The organism is Kitasatospora sp. NPDC002543 (genome assembly GCF_053594915.1).
Window position 1 is genome coordinate 54,876 of sequence record NZ_JBSFWR010000026.1, and the last position, 15,832, is coordinate 70,707.

The window sequence follows — 15,832 nt, forward strand, 5'->3', positions numbered from 1 at the left end:
GGCTCGGGGCCCTCCGGGGTCCGGAAGGGGGGATCAGCCGTCGTTCTCCGGCGACGGCAGGTAGGCGCCGGGCACGTCGTCGGGCGCGAGGATGGTGTTCTCGCCCGGGTACGGCGTGGTCCAGCCGTGCGTCTGGTACCAGACCAGGTGTTCCATCTGCGCCGGGTTGGCGTGGTCCGGGACAGCGTTCGGGCCGGTCAGCCGCTGCCGCGACTTCCAGGTGTCCCACTGGGCCGCGACGGCCTGCCGCTCCGCCGGCGGCGCGGTGGTGGCCGGTGCCGCCGCCGCCCGCAGGTCCTGCTGCCCGGGCACGTCGAGGCCGCAGGAGGGCGGCGTCTTGAGGCCGTCGGTCAGCGGGGTCCGGTTGGGCACCGCGTCGTACGGGGTGTAGTCCGGGCGGTCGGTGAAGGCCCCGGTCATCGGGCTGGCCGCGCTGTCCTTCTGGTTCATCGGGTGGATGCCGAGGATCTGCTCGATGGTGCGGATCATGGTGATCTGCGAGTAGTAGCGGCTGTCCACGGCGCCGTGCTGCGCCCAGGGGCTGATGATCTGGATCGGGGCGCGGTGGCCGTCCACGTGGTCGAGGCCCGCCTGGGAGTCGTCCTCGACGACGAAGATCGCCGAGTCCTTCCAGTACTCGCTGTGGGTGATCTCGTCGACGATCCGCCCGGTGGCGAGGTCGTTGTCGGCGACCTGGGCGGCCGGGCCCGCCGCGCCTCCGGTGTGGTCGCTGGACAGCCACAGCATGTTGAGGTCGGCCGGGCCGTTGCGCTCGAAGTCCTGCTTCCAGATCTGGTACCGGTACAGGTCGGGCACGTCGGTGTCGAACTTCGGGAAGCCGGGCACCGAGACGCTGTTGAGCGAGGGGATCGGCGAGGAGGACTTGAGCGCGTAGGCGCTGCCCTGACCGGTCTCGTCCATGGCCTTGGCGTCGCAGTACAGGTTCTGCCAGGTGGCGTCGGCGGGCTTGTCCAGGAACTGGTGGAACTCGCCGAAGTCGCGTACGGACCGGCCCGCCGCCTGCGCGCCCGTCCACAGGAAGCCGGAGCGCTGGTGGCCCAGGCCGTCGTCCTCGGTGTCGTAGCTGCGCTCGTACTCGCCGGCCGAGGACTCGGTGTACTCCGGGTTGTCGGCCTGCATCAGCCAGTTGTGGCCCTCGGCGGAGTTGGTGCCGATGTCGTAGGTGTTGTCGTAGAGCCCGAACTGCTCGGCCAGCGCGTGCTGGTTGGGCGTCACGTCGGCGCCGAACTGGGCGAGCTTCGGGTCGCCGTTGCCCTGGGGCAGGTCCCCGAAGAGCTGGTCGTAGGTCCGGTTCTCCTTGACGATCAGGAAGACGTGCTTGATCGGCGACGGGTCGCCGATCCGCTTGGGCACCGGCTCGGCCTTCGCCTTGTGGCCGTTGGCGAGCTTGACCGCGTTGTTCGTCCAGCCGTTCTGCCGGAACACCCCGGCCGTCCGGGAGCGGATCTCCTTGTCGCTCGGGAGCGTGAAGGAGGTGAGGCTGGAGGTGGTGTCGTGGGTCTTGTGGGCGCCGGTGCTGTTCGGCCGACGGGCGTCGATGCCACGGGTGTTGGAGACGATCACCTTGGAGCCGACGGTGGCGACCTCGGCCGGGAAGTAGTCCGTGGGCAGCAGGCCGACGTAGCTCACCGGCTGCTGCGCGCCGGAGAAGCGGTAGACCGCCACCGCGTTGGCCCGGCCGAGGGTGACGAGCAGCCGGCCGTCCTCGGTGAGCGTGATCGCGGTGGGCTCGTAGCCGACGGAGGCCTCCGGCCACGGCTTGGTGGAGACGGTCTGGACGACCTTGTCGTGCGCGGTGTCGATCACCGACACCTCGTCACCGGCGGTGTCCGCGACGAACACCACCCCGTCCTTGGCGTACAGCGCCGTCGGGTGCAGGCCGACGGCGACGGTGCCGACGGCGGCGGACGGGTCCGCGAGGTCGATCACGCTGACGGTGCCGGTGGTGGTGGCGGCGGTCACCGGGTCGGCCGGCACCTGGGTGCCGTAGGAGTTGATCGTGGTGTCGCCGGCGGTGGCCGCCCGTCCGCCCTCGTTGGAGACGTACAGCTTCCCGCCGACCCGGACGACGCCGCGCGGGGCGTTGCCGACCGTCCAGCTCTGCCGGACCGCGCCGGTCGCCGCGTCGATCGCGACCACCCGGTTCTGCCCGTTGACGGCCGCGTACACCGTGGAGCCGTCGGCGGAGAACACCGCGCCGGAGGCCAGCGCGTGCTTGTCCCCGTCGGCGGGGATCGGCACCGCCACCGGCTTGGCCAGCGTGCCGTCGGGCTGCACGGTGAACCGGGTGTAGCCGTCGAGCTGGCCCAGCCACAGCTGCTTGCCGTCCGGGGAGTAGACCGGGGACTCCTGGCCGACCGAGCCGTTGGGGATGCGCAGCTCGTCCGCCTTGTTGGTGCCGACGCGCTGCCGCACCTTGCCGGTCTTCAGGTCCACCACGACCAGCGCCGAGTCGCCGTCGGTGACGGCGGCGGCCAGGTGGGTGCCGTCGGGGCTGACGGCGGAGCCCATGATCTTGCCGTTGTCGATGACCTGCCGGTCGCCGTACGGGGCGAGGTACTGGTCGCTGGAGATCACCAGGCCGTCGGCGGTGGTCTCGCCGACCCGCTCGGTGCCGAACTGCTGGGTGCTCGCGAAAGCCGTGCCGGTGGCCACGGCCACCGCCGTGACGCAGGCGGTGGCGAGTGCGGCCCGGCGGCCCACCCGGCGGCCCAGGAGGACCACGTGATCGTTCCGGCTGCGTCGACGACGCGTTACCTGCATGGCGTCAGCCCTTCGTTGAATCCGTCGTACCGGTGGGGGAAGCGAGCAGCCCGACCTGACCGTCGAACTGCCACAGCGGGTTCGGCGCGTCCCCGGTCGGGGTGTGCACCAGGAAGTAGCCGTTCACTTCCTTCGGGCCGTCGCCGTCGGCCATCAGCCGTCCGTCGGAGGCCACGTCGAGCTGGTAGACCGCCGTACCGGGGGCGTCCGTGCCGGGCAGGTGCCAGGTGACCACGCAGCGCCAGTCGTTGCCGGGCCCCTCCGGGTCGACCTGGCCGTCGCCGCGCCGGCAGTCCGCGGTGGCCCGCAGGTCGGCCTCCGTCACGGCGGGGCGGTGCAGCTGCTCGGTCTGCAGCCGGTAGAGGTGCGCGAACACGGTGGCGACCTCCCGCTGCACCTTGTCCTGGGTGATCCCGGAGCCGGTCGAGGGGGTGGCCGCCGCGATGGCGCCGGTGGTCAGCGCGAGCAGTGCGGCCAGCGGCAGCACGCCGTGGGAGAGCGTGCGGCGCCCCACCCCGTCCTCGCTGCCGGTGGTGAAGTCCCGCCGGACGAAGAGCCGGTACGCGGCCGCGGTGGCGGCCGCCGCCCAGAGCAGGCCGACCGCGACGGCGACCAGCAGTTCGCCGGTCCGCGCCGGGGCGGCGAACAGCCCGTTCCAGGAGACGAAGGCGTAGCCGGGCAGCGCGAGGCGCAGCGCCACCGGCAGCGGCAGCACCTGGGCGAGCTGCATCGCGACCGCCGCCAGCGCGGGGACCAGCAGCCCCATCGGCGAGCGGCCCAGCAGGACGGAGCCGAGCAGGCCGAGCGCCGCCAGCGCCAGGGTCGGCGCCAGCGCGCAGACCCAGGCGAGCAGGACGCTCCCGGCCGCGTCCGAGGCCGACAGCAGGTGCCCGTCCACACCGACCAGCGGTCGGTCGCCGACCGCCGCCAGCCCGCCGACCGTGCCGGACACCGCCAGCCCGGCCACCAGCAGCCCGATCACGGTGACGGCGGCCAGGGCCTTCGCCGCGAAGATCCGCCGCGGCGAGCGGACCGTCACCAGCAGGTGGCGCCAGGTCCCGAGCCGGTCCTCGGCGGCGAACACGTCGCCCGCGACCACCGAGGTCAGCAGGGGCAGCGCCCAGGAGCCGGCGAAGCCCAGCACCACCAGCGGGCCGGCCCAGCCGGTGGCGTGCATCCAGCGGCCGAACAGGGTGTCGGAGGGCAGCGTGCCCTGCTGGGCGACGGCGGCCGTGAACAGCCCCGGCGCGATCCAGCAGGCCAGCAGCAGCCCTCTGGTCCGCCACTGTGCGAGCAGTTTCACCAGCTCGAAGCGGTACACCCGGCCGACCGGCACGGGGCGCGTCCCGGATCCGGGGGCGGTGGCGGCCGCGGCCCGTCCGGCCGTGATCGTGGTCATCGCTCCTCCTCCTGCTCGGTCAGGGCCAGGAACGCCGCTTCCAGGGGCGGGACCACCGGGGCGACCTCGCGCACCCGGACGTCCGCGCGCACCAGGGCCGCCACCAGGTCCTCGACGGCCGGGCCGCAGGCGCGCACCACCAGCGCCCCGGCCGTGCGTCCCGGCCCGGCCGGGACGCGCACCCCGGCGACCCCTTCGGCCACCCGCCGGGCGGCCACCGGGTCGGAGGTGAGCAGCCGGTGGTCGAGCTCGCGGCCGGGCGCGGCCAGTTCGTCGAGCGGGCCGGAGAAGCGGACCCGTCCGGTGGCCAGGATGGTGACCTCGTCGCAGAGCGCCTCCAGGTCGTCCATCCGGTGACTGGACAGCACCACCGTCACGCCGTCGGCGGCGAGCCGGCGCAGCGCCGCGTGCACGTGCTGCTTGCCGGCCGGGTCCAGGCCGTTGGAGGGCTCGTCGAGCACCAGCAGCCGGGGTTCGGTGAGCAGCGCGGCGGCCAGTCCGAGCCGTTGGCGCATGCCGAGCGAGAAGCCCCGCACCCGGTCGTCGGCGACCTCGCGGAGCCCGACCTCGGCCAGCACCTCGTCGATCCGGCCGGCCGGGCCGTCCTGCCCGCGCAGCGCGGCGAGGGCGGCCAGGTTCTTCCGGGCGGTCAGCGACGGGTAGAGCCCGGGCCCGTCGACGAAGCCGGCCACGCCGTGCGGCGCGGGCCGGGCCCGGCCGACCGGTCGGCCCAGGACCTCCAGTTCGCCGTCGTCGGCGACGGCCAGTCCGAGCAGCAGGCCGAGCAGCGTGGTCTTCCCGGCGCCGTTGGGCCCGGCCAGTCCGTGGATCCGCCCGGGCGCCAGCTCCAGGGCGATGTCGTCGAGTGCGACGACGTCCCCGAAACACTTCGTCACTGCCCGTGCGCGTACGGCGGGTTGAGTTTCCTTCATGGCTCCTTCTCGCGGTTCCCCAGGGAACCTAGGGGGTTGACCGGTCGCCGTCAGGAGCGCCCGGTTGAACTCCGTCGGAACAGCGGCGGCCCACCCTGTGACGGTCCTGCGATCGCTTCGGGCGCATCGAGTGGAAAGGTCAACATGAAAACGGATATCGTTTCGCCAGGTGGAGGCGGCCCGATCCGCCGGGGTCCGCGCCGAAGCGGTTGCGGAGCTTGATGAACATGACAAACATTGGCAGAAGGCGAAGCCTCGAATGCGCACGGACACGGTGGGAGTCGGGATGCGAGTGGACGCCGCCCTGGCCGGAACCTGGGTGGACCGCTGGGAACGCCAGCAGGAGCGGTACGCGGTGGAACGCGAGGAGCGGTTCACCGTCATCGCCGACGTGCTGGAACAGACCGTCGGCCACCGCGGGCGCCCGCTCGTCGCCGACCTCGGCAGCGGCCCCGGCTCACTGTCGGCCCGGGTCGCCGCCCGCCTGCCGCACGCCGAGATCCTCGCCGTCGACATCGACCCGCTGCTGCTCGCCCTCGGCCGCGCCCGGCACCCCGAGATCGCCCGCTGGGTCGAGACCCTGATCGGCCGGCCGGGCTGGATCGGGGAGCTAGGCCTCGACCGCCCGCTGGACGCCGTGGTCTCCACCACCGCGCTGCACTACCCGCCGCCGGACGCCCTGCTCGGGATCTACCGCGACCTCGCCGCCGCACTGCGGCCCGGCGGCGTCCTGGTCAACGGCGACCACCTGATCCCCGAGGACCGCCCGCTCGCCGAACTCGCCCTCGCCATCGGCCGGTGCCGCGCCCGGCGCAGCGGCACCGACGACGCCGAGGACTGGTCCCAGTGGTGGGCCGCGGCCGGACGCGTCCCCGAGTTCGCCGACCTCCTGACGGCCCGCGAACGCCAACTGCCCCCCACCGACGGCGCCGGCAACAGCCTGTCCGCGGCCCGGCACTGCGAACTGCTGCGGAAGGCCGGCTTCCGCCAGGCCGGACCGGTGTGGCAGTACGGCACCAGCTCCGTCCTGGTCGCCCTGCGCTGACCTCGCCCGGAAGCCCATCCGGAACGGCCGCGTCCGCACGGGCCCAGTCTTTGCTATGGCGTGACAGAAAGCGCCCTGTCGATCGCACAGGGAAACGGTTACGGTTTCCCTCGGTCGCCGACGCCCCTGCCGCCCCCACCCTCACGCCGACACCCCACCGAGAGCTGGTTTCGCATGCGGCCCTTACCGCTGTATCTCGAACCGCGAATGGAGACCCCCCTCCGATCCCTCCTGGAGGAACACGACCTCCTGCACACCCTGTCCGACGCCCTCGGGTCCCCGCTCAACCTGCTCCTGCCCGAGCAGATCGCCGACAACCTGGCCCGCTTCCAGGCCGTCTACCGCAAGCACCACCTCGCCGGCCGGATCCACTTCGCCCACAAGGCGAACCGCTCCAGCGCCCTCGTGCGCCGGCTCGCCGCCACCGACGCCGGACTGGACGTCGCCTCGCTCGCCGAACTCCAGCACGTGCTCGGGGCCGGCTGCCCGCCCGAGCGGATCATGGCCACCGGCCCGAAGACCCGCGAGTACCTCTGGCTGGCGGCCCGCACCGGCGCCGCCGTCCACCTGGACTCCCCCGCCGAACTCGACGAGCTGGCCGACCTGGTGCGCGAGCACGCCCTGCCCCGGGTGCGGGTCCTGCCCCGGCTGTCCGGCTTCAAGGCCCCCGGGGTCACCCTGCTCTCCCGGCCCAGCCGCTTCGGCACCGACCTCGGCGAACTCACCGGGCTGCTCGACGCGTTGGAGCGCCACCGGGACGCCGTGGAGACCACCGGCGTGGCCTACCACCTGGACACCACCGGCATCGCGGAGAAGGCCGTCGCCCTGGAGACCTGCATCGCGGTGATGAACGAGTGCCGCCGCCGGGGACTGCAACCGCGCACCATCGACATCGGCGGCGGCTTCGGGGTCAGCTACCTGGCCGACGCCGCCCAGTGGGAGCGGTACACCACCGAACTGGCCGACGCCGTCCTGGGCCGCCGGCCCGCCCTCACCTGGCAGGGCCACGGCTACGGGCTGCGCGCCGAGTCCGGCCGGCTGCGCGGCGCCCTCGGCCTCTACCCGGCGCACCGCCCGGTGGCCGCCGAAGCCTACCTGGACGAGCTGCTCTCCCACCCCGCTCCCACCCTCGGACGGCCGCTCGGCACCCTGCTGCTGGAGAACCTCTACGAGCTGGCGGTGGAGCCCGGCCGGGCCCTGGCCGACCAGTGCGGGGCCACCCTCGCCCGCGTCCTGGAGGTCCGGCACACCCCGGCCGGCGAACGCCTCGTCCGGCTGGAGATGAACGCCCGCGACGTGGGCCTGGAGGAGCACGGCGTCCTGATGGACCCGGTCCTCGTCCCCCGGCCCGGCGCGCCCGGCGCCGGAGACGCAGCTCCGGACGAACCCGTCGGGGTCTACCTCATCGGCAACCTCTGCCTGGAGACCGACCTGATCACCCGCCGGACGGTCTTCCTGCCCCGCCTGCCCGCCCCCGGCGACCTGCTCGCCTTCGCCAACACCGCGGGCTACCTGATGGACTTCAGCGCCGGCGGGGCACTGCGCCAGCCCGTCGCGCGCAAGGTCGCCGCCTACCGGCAGGACGGCACCTGGCGGTGGCGCCTGGACGAGCAGTACTGGCCCGTCGACGTGACGGCGGCCGCGGCACACCGGGGGGACGGACACGCATGAGGTACGACAGCATCACCGACGCGATCGGCAACACCCCGCTGGTCCGGATCGACCCGGCGGTCACCGGCCTGCGGCACATCGACCTGTACGCCAAGCTGGAGATGCTCAACCCGTTCGGCTCGGTCAAGGACCGCGCCGCCTGGAACATGACCCGCGAGGCACTGCCCGCCGCCGTCGAACGCGGCGACACCCTCGTGGAACTCTCCAGCGGCAACACCGCCAAGGCGCTCGCCCTGATCGCCGGCCTGCACGGACTGCCGTTCAAGAGCGTCACCAACCGGATGAAGGTCCCCGAGATCAAGGACCTGCTGCTGCTCCTGGGCGCCGAGATCGAGGAACTGCCCGGCCGCACCGAGTGCCTCGACCCGACCGACACCGACGACCCGCTCACCCGGATCCACCGGATGCTCTCCGAGGCCGACTCCGGCTACCTGCACACCGACCAGTACTACAGCCGCCTCAACCTGGACGCCCACCTCACCGGCACCGGGCCGGAGATCCTCCGGGACCTCGACGGCCGCGCCCCGGACCACTTCATCGCCTGCATCGGCACCGCCGGATCCTCCACCGGTGTGGCGGCCGCGCTGCGCGCCCACGACCCGGCCGTCGAGGTGCTCGGACTGGTCGCCCACAAGTCCGACTTCATCCCCGGCATCCGCACCATCGACGAGGTGCACGAGGTCGGGCTGTTCGACCCCGACACCTACGACGGCATCGCGTCCGTCACCGCCGACCAGGCCATCGACGGCATGCTCACCCTGGCCCGCCGCTGCGCCCTGCCCGCCGGCCCCACCGGAGGCGGCGCCTTCTTCGGCGCGCTGCGCCACCTGCGCCCCGTCGACGAGGAGTTGGCGCGGCGGGGCGCCGGCGAGCGGCACACCGCCGTGTTCATCGTCTGCGACCGGATCGAGAGCTACCTGAGCTACGTCCGCCGGCGGCGGCCCGAACTGTTCAACCAGCCCGCCCGGCCGAACTCGGTGGGCACGGTCACGCCGGCCGAGCTGTCCGCCGCCCGGGTCGTCGAGGTCGACGCCGCACGCAAGTGGATCGCCGAGGAGCGGCCGCTGGTCGTCGACCTGCGCGGCGGGTTCGCCTACGCCGCGCTGCACATCGAGGGCTCGATCAACATCGTCGACGAACTCTTCGACGAACTCCTGCACGGCGGCCTGCCGTTCGGCACCCACCAGCCGGTGCTGCTGGCCTGCCCGGTCGGCGAGAAGTCCGCCCGGTACGCGGCACTGCTCACCCGGATGGGACACCGGGACGCGCGCAGCCTGGCCGGCGGCATCATCGCCTGGCGCGACGCGGGCGCCCCGCTGGTCCGGGACTGAGCGGGGGCCGGCCGTGACCACCCTCGACGCGCTCCGGGACTGGCACCGCGGGCTGCGCGCCCAGTTCCCCCTCATCACCGGCCACCCGGACCAGGCCTACCTGGACAGCGCGGCCACCTCGCAGAAGCCCCGGGCCGTGCTCGACACCGTCCAGCGCTACCTGACCACCGCCAACGCCAACGCCGGCCGCGGCACCTACACCTGGGCCAACGCCACCACCGCCCTGGTCGAACGCACCCGCGCCCGGGTCGCCCGCTTCCTCGGCGACCCGGAACCGCTGCGGCGCTCCGGCGTCCACTTCACCAGCGGCGCCACCGAGGGACTGCGCGCGGTGGCCCGGGACTGGCTCCCCCACCACCTGCGGGACGGCGACGAGATCATCGTGCCGTTCGCCGACCACCAGGCCAACGCCCTGCCCTGGCTGGAGGCGCAGCAGCTGCTGGCCCGCCAGGGCGTGCGCGTGACGGTGCGCGAACTGCCGTACGACCCGGCCTCGCGGGACTACGACCACGTCGCGCTCGCCGGACTCGTCACCGAGCGCACGGCGTTCGTCGCCGCCACCCACGTCCACCACGTGTACGGCGCCGACATGAACGTCCACCGCATCCGGGCCGCGGTCGGCCCCGGGGTGCCGATCTGCCTGGACGCCGCCCAGAGCGTCGGCCACCTCCCGGTGGACGTCACCGCGCTGGACGTCGACTTCGTGGCCTTCTCCGGCCACAAGGCGATGGGCCTGCCCGGCACCGGCGCGGTGTGGGCCCGCAACACCCGGGGCCCGGCCTTCACCCCCGGCGGCTGGGCCGGCACCCCCAACACCTGTGGCATCGCCGGCCTGGAGACCGCCCTGGACTGGCTCGACGCCGCCGGGACGGACCGCATCCGGCGGTGGAACACCGCCCTCGCCGCCCGGCTCACCGACGGACTGCGGACCCTGGACGCGTACGAGGTGCTCGGCTGCCGGCTGAGCCTGGCCGCCGACTCCGAGGTCCAGCAGCGCGAGGGCATCGTCACCTTCCGGCACCGCGGGATCGGCTCCAACGACCTGGGCTTCGTGCTCGCAAGCCACGGCCTGCTGGTGCGCTCCGACGGCCACTGCCAGGCGCGGGCCGGCGAGAGCGAGAGCTCGGTACGGGTGAGCCTGCACGTCTACAACAGCCCGGAGGAGGTCGACAGGCTGCTCTCCGTCCTGCGTTCGCTGTAGCGGCCGGAGCCGGGGCCGGGTCCGGCCCGGGCGTCCCCGAACGCCGCCGGTCGCCGAGGGGCCGTCACATCCGCTGGAGGTTGCGCACCAGTCCGGTCATCTTCGGCGACGGGGCGACGTTGAGCTCCCGCTGCAGGAACGAACGGTAGTGCTGGTAGGAGCGCAGCGCGCTGGCGAGGTTCCCCTCGGCGAGGTGCACCTCGACCACGATCCGGTGCGCCGTCTCCCGGACCGGGTCGATGGCGATCGCCGCCAGCGCGGTCTGCAGGGCCGACAAGTAGCGCTCGGCGTCGCACAGTTGATGCGCCAGGCCCTCCAGGGCGTACAGCCGCAGCTGGTCCCACCGCTCGCGCTCCAGGGTCAGCCACTCCTCCTCCCAGCCCGGCAGCAGCTCGGCGGCCAGCTCGTCCACGAGGTCGTCGCAGCTGACGGGCAGCCGGTCGAGCCCGGCGACGACCCGTTGCGCCGAGCAGCGCGCGGCACGCAGGTCCACCCGGACCGCCGGAGCGAGCCGCAGCCACTGCCCCGACGCCTCGACCGGGATGGCCCGGCCGCGCCGCCTGGCGTGGTAGAGGGCGGTGCGCAGGTTCGCGGCCGCCCGGCGCTGGGTGCAGTCCGGCCAGAGCCGTTCGGCGGCCGTGCCGCGCTGGACGCCGTCGTCGTGCAGGGCGAGGAAGGCCAACAGGTGCTCCGCGCTCACCGGGAGGGAGACCCTGCGTCCCGCGTCGGTGGCCTCGAAGCCCCGCAGCAGTTCGATGCTCGGGCCGTCCCACGACACACTCCCACTCTGCCGTGCCGCGCCGACCCCCGCACCCGTTCGAGCGCGCACCGGTTGCGGCCGGGGCCCGTCACGGCCGTGTCCGTCCGGCCCCGGACCGCCGTCACCCGGACGTCGTACGGACGTTGCGGCGGCGTCGCGGTGACGCCTCGGCGGCGTCACGGCCGTCGTCGCCGACCGTCACGGCCACGGCCCCCGGCCGGCCGCCGACACCCTAATGGGCCGCCGCCGAACGGGTGTTGGCGGAGGTGCCGATCCACCGCGGGAACCCGGGCCGATCGGCCGACCGGCGGGCGGTCACCGTGCGTGCACCACCCGGCCCGTGGCACCGACGCCGACCGGGACGGCTCCGCCACGCGGGCGCGACGCGCCCGCGACGGCACCCGCCCGCCGGCGGTGACGCTCCCCCGCACACGCGCGCGACGGCCGGCCCGTTGACTGGCACCACCTGCCGCCCGGTGGAGCGCACCCGACGCCCCGCCCGACACCGGAAGGGGGATGCCACATGAAGGCCCGATCGGTCCTGCGCGACGTCCGTGCCCCCGAGGACGAGCTCCTCGGCGACCCGGAGGTGTGCATCGCCGTCCTGGACGGTCCGGTCGACCTGTCGCACCCCTGCTTCGACGGCGCCGACCTCACCCGGCTGGACACGCTCGTCACCGAACCGGCCGGCCCCGGCCCGATGTCGCTGCACGGCACCCTGGTCGCGAGCCTGCTCTTCGGCCGACCCGGCAGCCCGGTGACCGGGCTCGCGCCGCGGTGCCGCGGCCTGGTCCTGCCGGTCTTCACGGACGCGGGCGAGGGACGGGTACCCCAACTCGACCTGGCCCGGGCCGTCGAACGCGCCGTGCAGGAGGGCGCCCACGTCATCAACATCAGCGGTGGCGAGGCCGGCCAGGACGTCCAGCCGGACCCGGTGCTGGAGCACGCGCTGCGGCTGTGCGACGAGAGCGGGGTCCTGGTGGTCGCGGCCGTCGGCAACGACGGCTGCGACTGCGCCCAGGTGCCGGCCGCCGTCCCGACGGTGCTCGCCGTCGGCGCGGCCGGCCCCGACGGCGAACCGCTGGACCTCAGCAACTGGGGCTCCGCGTACGCCGACCACGGCCTGCTCGCCCCCGGGCTCGATGTCGAGGGCGCCGCCCCGGGCGGGGGCGGCGCCACCCTGACCGGCAGCAGCTTCGCCACACCACTGGTGTCCGGGGTCGCCGCCCTGCTGGTCGCCGCGCAGGTACGGGCGGGCGCCCCGCCCGACCCGAGGGCGGCCGGCCGGGCCCTGCTGCGGGGCGCGCGCTCCGTGCCCTGCGCCCCCGCCGACGCGCCCGAGTGCCGGCGCCGGCTGGTCGGTCACCTGGACGCGGCCCACGCGTACGAGCTGATCACCCGACGAGACCTGACCGCGCCTCCGGCCGGCGCCGCGACCACGGCGGACGCCGCCCGCCGCGCCACCCTCTCCCCCGAGGTCGGGGTCGCCACGGCCGGCGCTCCCGCACTGCTCGGGACCTCTCCTTACGACTCGCACGAGGGAGCCAGCACCATGGACACCCAGAGCGTTCCCGTCGCCACCACAGAGGCCGATCCCACCGCCCCGACCGCACCACCGGCCCCCGCCGCCCAGGCCGCGCCGGCCCCGCAGGGCGCGCCGTACGACGCCGTTCCCCAGGCCGGCGCCGCCGCCGGGGTGACGGGCGTCACCGCCGCGAGCGCGCAGCCCGCGGTCCCCGGACACGTCCCGCCGCCCGTACCACCGGCCGCGCCCGCCCAGGCCGCACCCGCACCGTCCACCGGCGCGACGGCGCTCGGCCAGGCCCCGGCGGCCCCCTGCGCGTGCCAGGGCGGCGGGCCCTCGGCAGCCGGGCCGGCGGGCGGCGGTGTCCGGCCCTCCTGCGCCTCCACCAACAACCGCCCGCTGGTCTTCGCGATCGGCCAGGTCGGCGTGGACTTCCAGACCGAGGCCCGCCGGGACAGCTTCCGTCAGCTGATGGAGCCCGTCGAACGGGACGTCGAGGGCCATCCGGAACAGACGAAGGAGCTGCCCGCCAATCCCTACGACGCCGAGCAGTTGCACCGGTACCTGACCGCCAACCCGTGGGCCTCCGACAAGGTCACCTGGACGCTGAACCTGGAGAGCACGCCGATCTACGCGCTGGAGGCCGAGACCGCGGCCGGCATGGACTGGAGCAGTGTGCCCGTCGTGGACGTCGGGGCGACCAAGCAGGACGTGGAGGCGCTCATCGACGACCGCGCCCGGCTCGCGGACCTCCTGCTGGCACTCGCCGCGCCGCCGCCGCCGGTGTCCACGGTCTACCGGTCGTTCCGGGACGCGTACCTCGGCCACCACAGGTTCACCCAGGACGAGGACGGCTACATCTCCCGGATCTCGGTCCCCGGCCGGCTGACCGACCGCACCGTCCGGCTGTTCTCCGGGCAGGTCGTGCCCGTCGTCGAGGTCAAGAGCCGCGGCATCTACATCTGGTACCAGAAGCAGCTGGTGGACGCCGTGGTGACGGCCGTCCTGCAGAACGCCGCACGGGACTCCCTGACGGTCGACGAGGCCTATGTCCGCAAGACCATGGACGCGTTCCTGGACAAGGTCTACTACCAGTTCCGCAACCTCGGGCAGACCTCCGCAGACCGGGCGCTGAACTCCGCGGGCACCAACGCCTTCTCGGTCGCCGAGACCATCAGCAAGGCCATGCTCCTGGGCCAGAGCATCCCCAGCACCGTGACCAGGGCCGACGAGCAGGTCTCCCTGTACTGCATCGACACGATCTCCGTCACGAAGAGCCCCTACTGCCGCATGGGCTCGGACTGCCAGGACGTCAAGGTGGGCTTCTTCGACCCCGAGGACGACCGGCACGCGCGGGTCAACATGCTGTTCACGATCGACGTCAGCGACGAGTTCCCCGTCACCCTGGCGCCGGCCCACCAGTTCCTGGAGTCCTGAGCGCCACGGCACCGCCGGTGCCCGCGCCCGCCGAAGGACCCCACGCCGCCCGTCAGGAGGAGGCGGACCATGAAATCCCCCGCACGGCTCCCCAAGCCCACGCCCAACCTGCCGGTCCTGGCTCCACCGATCCACCGGGACGGCCCGGAGGAGTCCGGCCGACAGGCCGGCGGCCCCGGCGTCGCGGCGTCCAGGTCGGCCTGTTCCAGTCTCTCCGGACCGGCCCGGAGCATGTGCTACGCCGCCCTCTGACGACCCGTCCCCCACGGGCCCGACGGACGACGGGCGCACCGCCCTCACACGAGAAGGGATGAGCAGAAATGATCCACGAAGAATTCCGTGAGGACCACCGGATGTGGTCCCCCACCCCGCAACTCCCGAAGCTGGCCCCGCCGGTCGACCGTACCGGTCACACCGGCGGTGCCCTGGGGCAGGCCCCGGGCGTCGAGGCCGACGCCTTCTGGGACCAGCTCGCCAACACCGCCCTGCAGGTGATCCCGAAGCTCTTCTGACACGGCACCACGCGCCGGCGACGGTTCTCGAGCGGTCCGTCGCCGGCCCCGCCGCCCGGTGACGCCACCGCGCGGAACCGGCCACCGGAGCTCCGAACAGGAGAGGCAGAACCATGCTCGAGCAGCCGCCGCCCCAGGTGCCGCCGATCGACCGAACGGTCGGCTACGAGGCCTGTCTGAAGGTGGTCAAGGAAGCCGTCAGCGTGGACGGCGTTCAGAACGCGGCCATGCCGCCCAGCAATGTGATCATGGGATTCACCGGCCGGCCGCCGCGGACCCGCGCCTCGGTCGACACCGTCCCCGCGGACTCCGAGGACTCGGCCGCCCAGGCACCGCCGGCTCTACCGACCACACTGATCATGGACGGCCCCGGGGGTCTCTACGGCCCGAGTTTCGCGGACCCGGCCCCCTGGGCCTGCGGCGGTGCCCCCACCCCCGGCTGCCTGCCGCCACCCCCCGCCATCGGAGGCCGCCGCTGATCCCCACCAGTCACACCGGACGGCCCCGGCCCGGACCTCCGAGCAGGTCCGCCCCGCGCCGTCCGCCCCACGGAACCAGCACACGAGAAGGGAAGCACGACCATGACCACGGAAGAGCTCCACGACGAACGCCGGGCGTGGACCCCCACCCCGCAGCTCCCGAGGCTCGCCCCGCCGGTCGACCGCACCGGTCACACCGGCGGCGCCCTGGGACAGGCTCCCGGCGTCGAGGCCGACAGCTTCTGGGACGACCTCGCCAGCGTCGCCCAGGTGGCCGCCCCGATCGCCCTGGCAGCGCTCTGACGTCGTCCGCCCCCGGACGACGGTGCCCCCCAGTGCCGGCCGTGCGGCCCCTCGCCGCCCGGCCGGCACACCGCTGTCCCCGTCCGCCGGACCCCTGTCCGGCCGAACTCCCGTTCAGTAGCATGAACCCGCTTCCGCCCGTGGCTCCGAGGGGACGAGTGACCGCCGTGACCACCCTGACCGCCAGCACCCCGCCCGTCGACGTCATGGACGTCGTGGACGTCGACGTGGACATCGACCTGCTCCTGGACGGCGACGCCGCCGCGGACGCCCCGGCTCCGGACGCGCTCGGCGCCGCCGCGCCGATCCTGATGACCCCGCCGCAGAGCACCCAGGCCGTCTTCGAGTTCGACCCGCCGGTCCAGCTCGACCCGGAGTTCCTGGTGGACCCGCTGCCCCCGCAGGTGACCCAGGCGATCGTCGTCGACCTGCCCGGCCTCGACGCCCGCTGAG

At 73.9% G+C, this 15,832-nt stretch carries 14 protein-coding genes; 10 read left to right on the forward strand and 4 right to left on the reverse strand.

What is annotated here, in order from left to right:
- Nucleotides 1-33 precede the first annotated feature (33 nt).
- Genes ACWD4P_RS14260 through ACWD4P_RS14270 form a run of 3 tightly spaced genes read right to left on the reverse strand, consistent with a single transcriptional unit; the run spans nucleotide 34 to nucleotide 5,115 of the window.
- Nucleotides 34-2,784, reverse strand: a complete 2,751-nt coding sequence (locus ACWD4P_RS14260; RefSeq protein WP_449779785.1) for an alkaline phosphatase family protein — start codon at nucleotides 2,782-2,784, stop codon at nucleotides 34-36.
- Nucleotides 2,785-2,788: 4 nt separating this feature from the next.
- A complete protein-coding gene (locus ACWD4P_RS14265; protein WP_449779786.1) occupies nucleotides 2,789-4,183 on the reverse strand; it encodes an ABC transporter permease in 1,395 nt (464 codons plus the stop codon).
- On the reverse strand, nucleotides 4,180-5,115 hold the full coding sequence (locus ACWD4P_RS14270) for an ABC transporter ATP-binding protein (RefSeq protein ID WP_449779787.1): 936 nt from the start codon (nucleotides 5,113-5,115) through the stop codon (nucleotides 4,180-4,182). The genes ACWD4P_RS14265 and ACWD4P_RS14270 overlap by 4 nt, the downstream gene beginning before the upstream one ends.
- Before the next feature lie 286 nt (nucleotides 5,116-5,401).
- Between ACWD4P_RS14270 and ACWD4P_RS14275 the strand changes: the two genes are divergently transcribed.
- The 4 genes from ACWD4P_RS14275 (at nucleotide 5,402) to ACWD4P_RS14290 (ending at nucleotide 10,363) form a co-directional block, all read left to right on the forward strand.
- Nucleotides 5,402-6,160: a class I SAM-dependent methyltransferase gene (locus tag ACWD4P_RS14275; RefSeq protein WP_449779788.1), complete on the forward strand. Its 759-nt coding sequence runs from the start codon at nucleotides 5,402-5,404 to the stop codon at nucleotides 6,158-6,160.
- A 207-nt stretch (nucleotides 6,161-6,367) separates the two neighbouring features.
- Entirely contained in the window at nucleotides 6,368-7,831 is a 1,464-nt protein-coding gene (locus ACWD4P_RS14280; protein WP_449779789.1) for a Y4yA family PLP-dependent enzyme, read from the forward strand.
- Complete coding sequence (locus ACWD4P_RS14285; protein WP_449779790.1) at nucleotides 7,828-9,162, forward strand: pyridoxal-phosphate dependent enzyme; 1,335 nt, start codon at nucleotides 7,828-7,830, stop codon at nucleotides 9,160-9,162. The genes ACWD4P_RS14280 and ACWD4P_RS14285 overlap by 4 nt, the downstream gene beginning before the upstream one ends.
- A gap of 13 nt (nucleotides 9,163-9,175) precedes the next feature.
- Nucleotides 9,176-10,363 (forward strand): aminotransferase class V-fold PLP-dependent enzyme, encoded by a 1,188-nt coding sequence (locus ACWD4P_RS14290; protein ID WP_449779791.1) that lies wholly within the window; start codon nucleotides 9,176-9,178, stop codon nucleotides 10,361-10,363.
- A gap of 64 nt (nucleotides 10,364-10,427) precedes the next feature.
- On the opposite strand, the gene ACWD4P_RS14295 is transcribed toward ACWD4P_RS14290, so the two are convergent.
- Nucleotides 10,428-11,141 (reverse strand): AfsR/SARP family transcriptional regulator, encoded by a 714-nt coding sequence (locus ACWD4P_RS14295; protein ID WP_359825402.1) that lies wholly within the window; start codon nucleotides 11,139-11,141, stop codon nucleotides 10,428-10,430.
- A gap of 505 nt (nucleotides 11,142-11,646) precedes the next feature.
- On the opposite strand from ACWD4P_RS14295, the gene ACWD4P_RS14300 reads away from it, so the two are divergent.
- The 6 genes from ACWD4P_RS14300 (at nucleotide 11,647) to ACWD4P_RS14325 (ending at nucleotide 15,831) form a co-directional block, all read left to right on the forward strand.
- A complete protein-coding gene (locus ACWD4P_RS14300; protein WP_449779792.1) occupies nucleotides 11,647-14,085 on the forward strand; it encodes a cyanobactin maturation protease PatG family protein in 2,439 nt (812 codons plus the stop codon).
- A 69-nt stretch (nucleotides 14,086-14,154) separates the two neighbouring features.
- A complete protein-coding gene (locus ACWD4P_RS14305; protein ID WP_359828913.1) occupies nucleotides 14,155-14,337 on the forward strand; it encodes a hypothetical protein in 183 nt (60 codons plus the stop codon).
- 68 nt (nucleotides 14,338-14,405) lie between these two features.
- Complete coding sequence (locus ACWD4P_RS14310; protein ID WP_449779793.1) at nucleotides 14,406-14,597, forward strand: hypothetical protein; 192 nt, start codon at nucleotides 14,406-14,408, stop codon at nucleotides 14,595-14,597.
- Between the two features lie 113 nt (nucleotides 14,598-14,710).
- Nucleotides 14,711-15,076 carry a hypothetical protein gene (locus ACWD4P_RS14315; RefSeq protein ID WP_449779794.1) on the forward strand — a complete coding sequence of 122 codons (366 nt, stop codon included), beginning with the start codon at nucleotides 14,711-14,713 and terminating at the stop codon, nucleotides 15,074-15,076.
- 102 nt (nucleotides 15,077-15,178) lie between these two features.
- On the forward strand, nucleotides 15,179-15,379 hold the full coding sequence (locus ACWD4P_RS14320; RefSeq protein ID WP_449779795.1) for a hypothetical protein: 201 nt from the start codon (nucleotides 15,179-15,181) through the stop codon (nucleotides 15,377-15,379).
- Between the two features lie 167 nt (nucleotides 15,380-15,546).
- A complete protein-coding gene (locus ACWD4P_RS14325) occupies nucleotides 15,547-15,831 on the forward strand; it encodes a hypothetical protein (protein WP_449779796.1) in 285 nt (94 codons plus the stop codon).
- The last annotated feature ends 1 nt before the right edge of the window (nucleotide 15,832 follow it).

Bases quoted from the DNA above. Each gene is read 5' to 3' on its own strand.
- ACWD4P_RS14260 (WP_449779785.1), bottom strand. From the start codon at position 2,784: ATGCAGGTAACGCGTCGTCGACGCAGCCGGAACGATCACGTGGTCCTC.
- ACWD4P_RS14265 (WP_449779786.1), bottom strand. From the start codon at position 4,183: ATGACCACGATCACGGCCGGACGGGCCGCGGCCGCCACCGCCCCCGGA.
- ACWD4P_RS14270 (WP_449779787.1), bottom strand. From the start codon at position 5,115: ATGAAGGAAACTCAACCCGCCGTACGCGCACGGGCAGTGACGAAGTGT.
- ACWD4P_RS14275 (WP_449779788.1), top strand. From the start codon at position 5,402: ATGCGAGTGGACGCCGCCCTGGCCGGAACCTGGGTGGACCGCTGGGAA.
- ACWD4P_RS14280 (WP_449779789.1), top strand. From the start codon at position 6,368: ATGGAGACCCCCCTCCGATCCCTCCTGGAGGAACACGACCTCCTGCAC.
- ACWD4P_RS14285 (WP_449779790.1), top strand. From the start codon at position 7,828: ATGAGGTACGACAGCATCACCGACGCGATCGGCAACACCCCGCTGGTC.
- ACWD4P_RS14300 (WP_449779792.1), top strand. From the start codon at position 11,647: ATGAAGGCCCGATCGGTCCTGCGCGACGTCCGTGCCCCCGAGGACGAG.
- ACWD4P_RS14305 (WP_359828913.1), top strand. From the start codon at position 14,155: ATGAAATCCCCCGCACGGCTCCCCAAGCCCACGCCCAACCTGCCGGTC.
- ACWD4P_RS14310 (WP_449779793.1), top strand. From the start codon at position 14,406: ATGATCCACGAAGAATTCCGTGAGGACCACCGGATGTGGTCCCCCACC.
- ACWD4P_RS14315 (WP_449779794.1), top strand. From the start codon at position 14,711: ATGCTCGAGCAGCCGCCGCCCCAGGTGCCGCCGATCGACCGAACGGTC.
- ACWD4P_RS14320 (WP_449779795.1), top strand. From the start codon at position 15,179: ATGACCACGGAAGAGCTCCACGACGAACGCCGGGCGTGGACCCCCACC.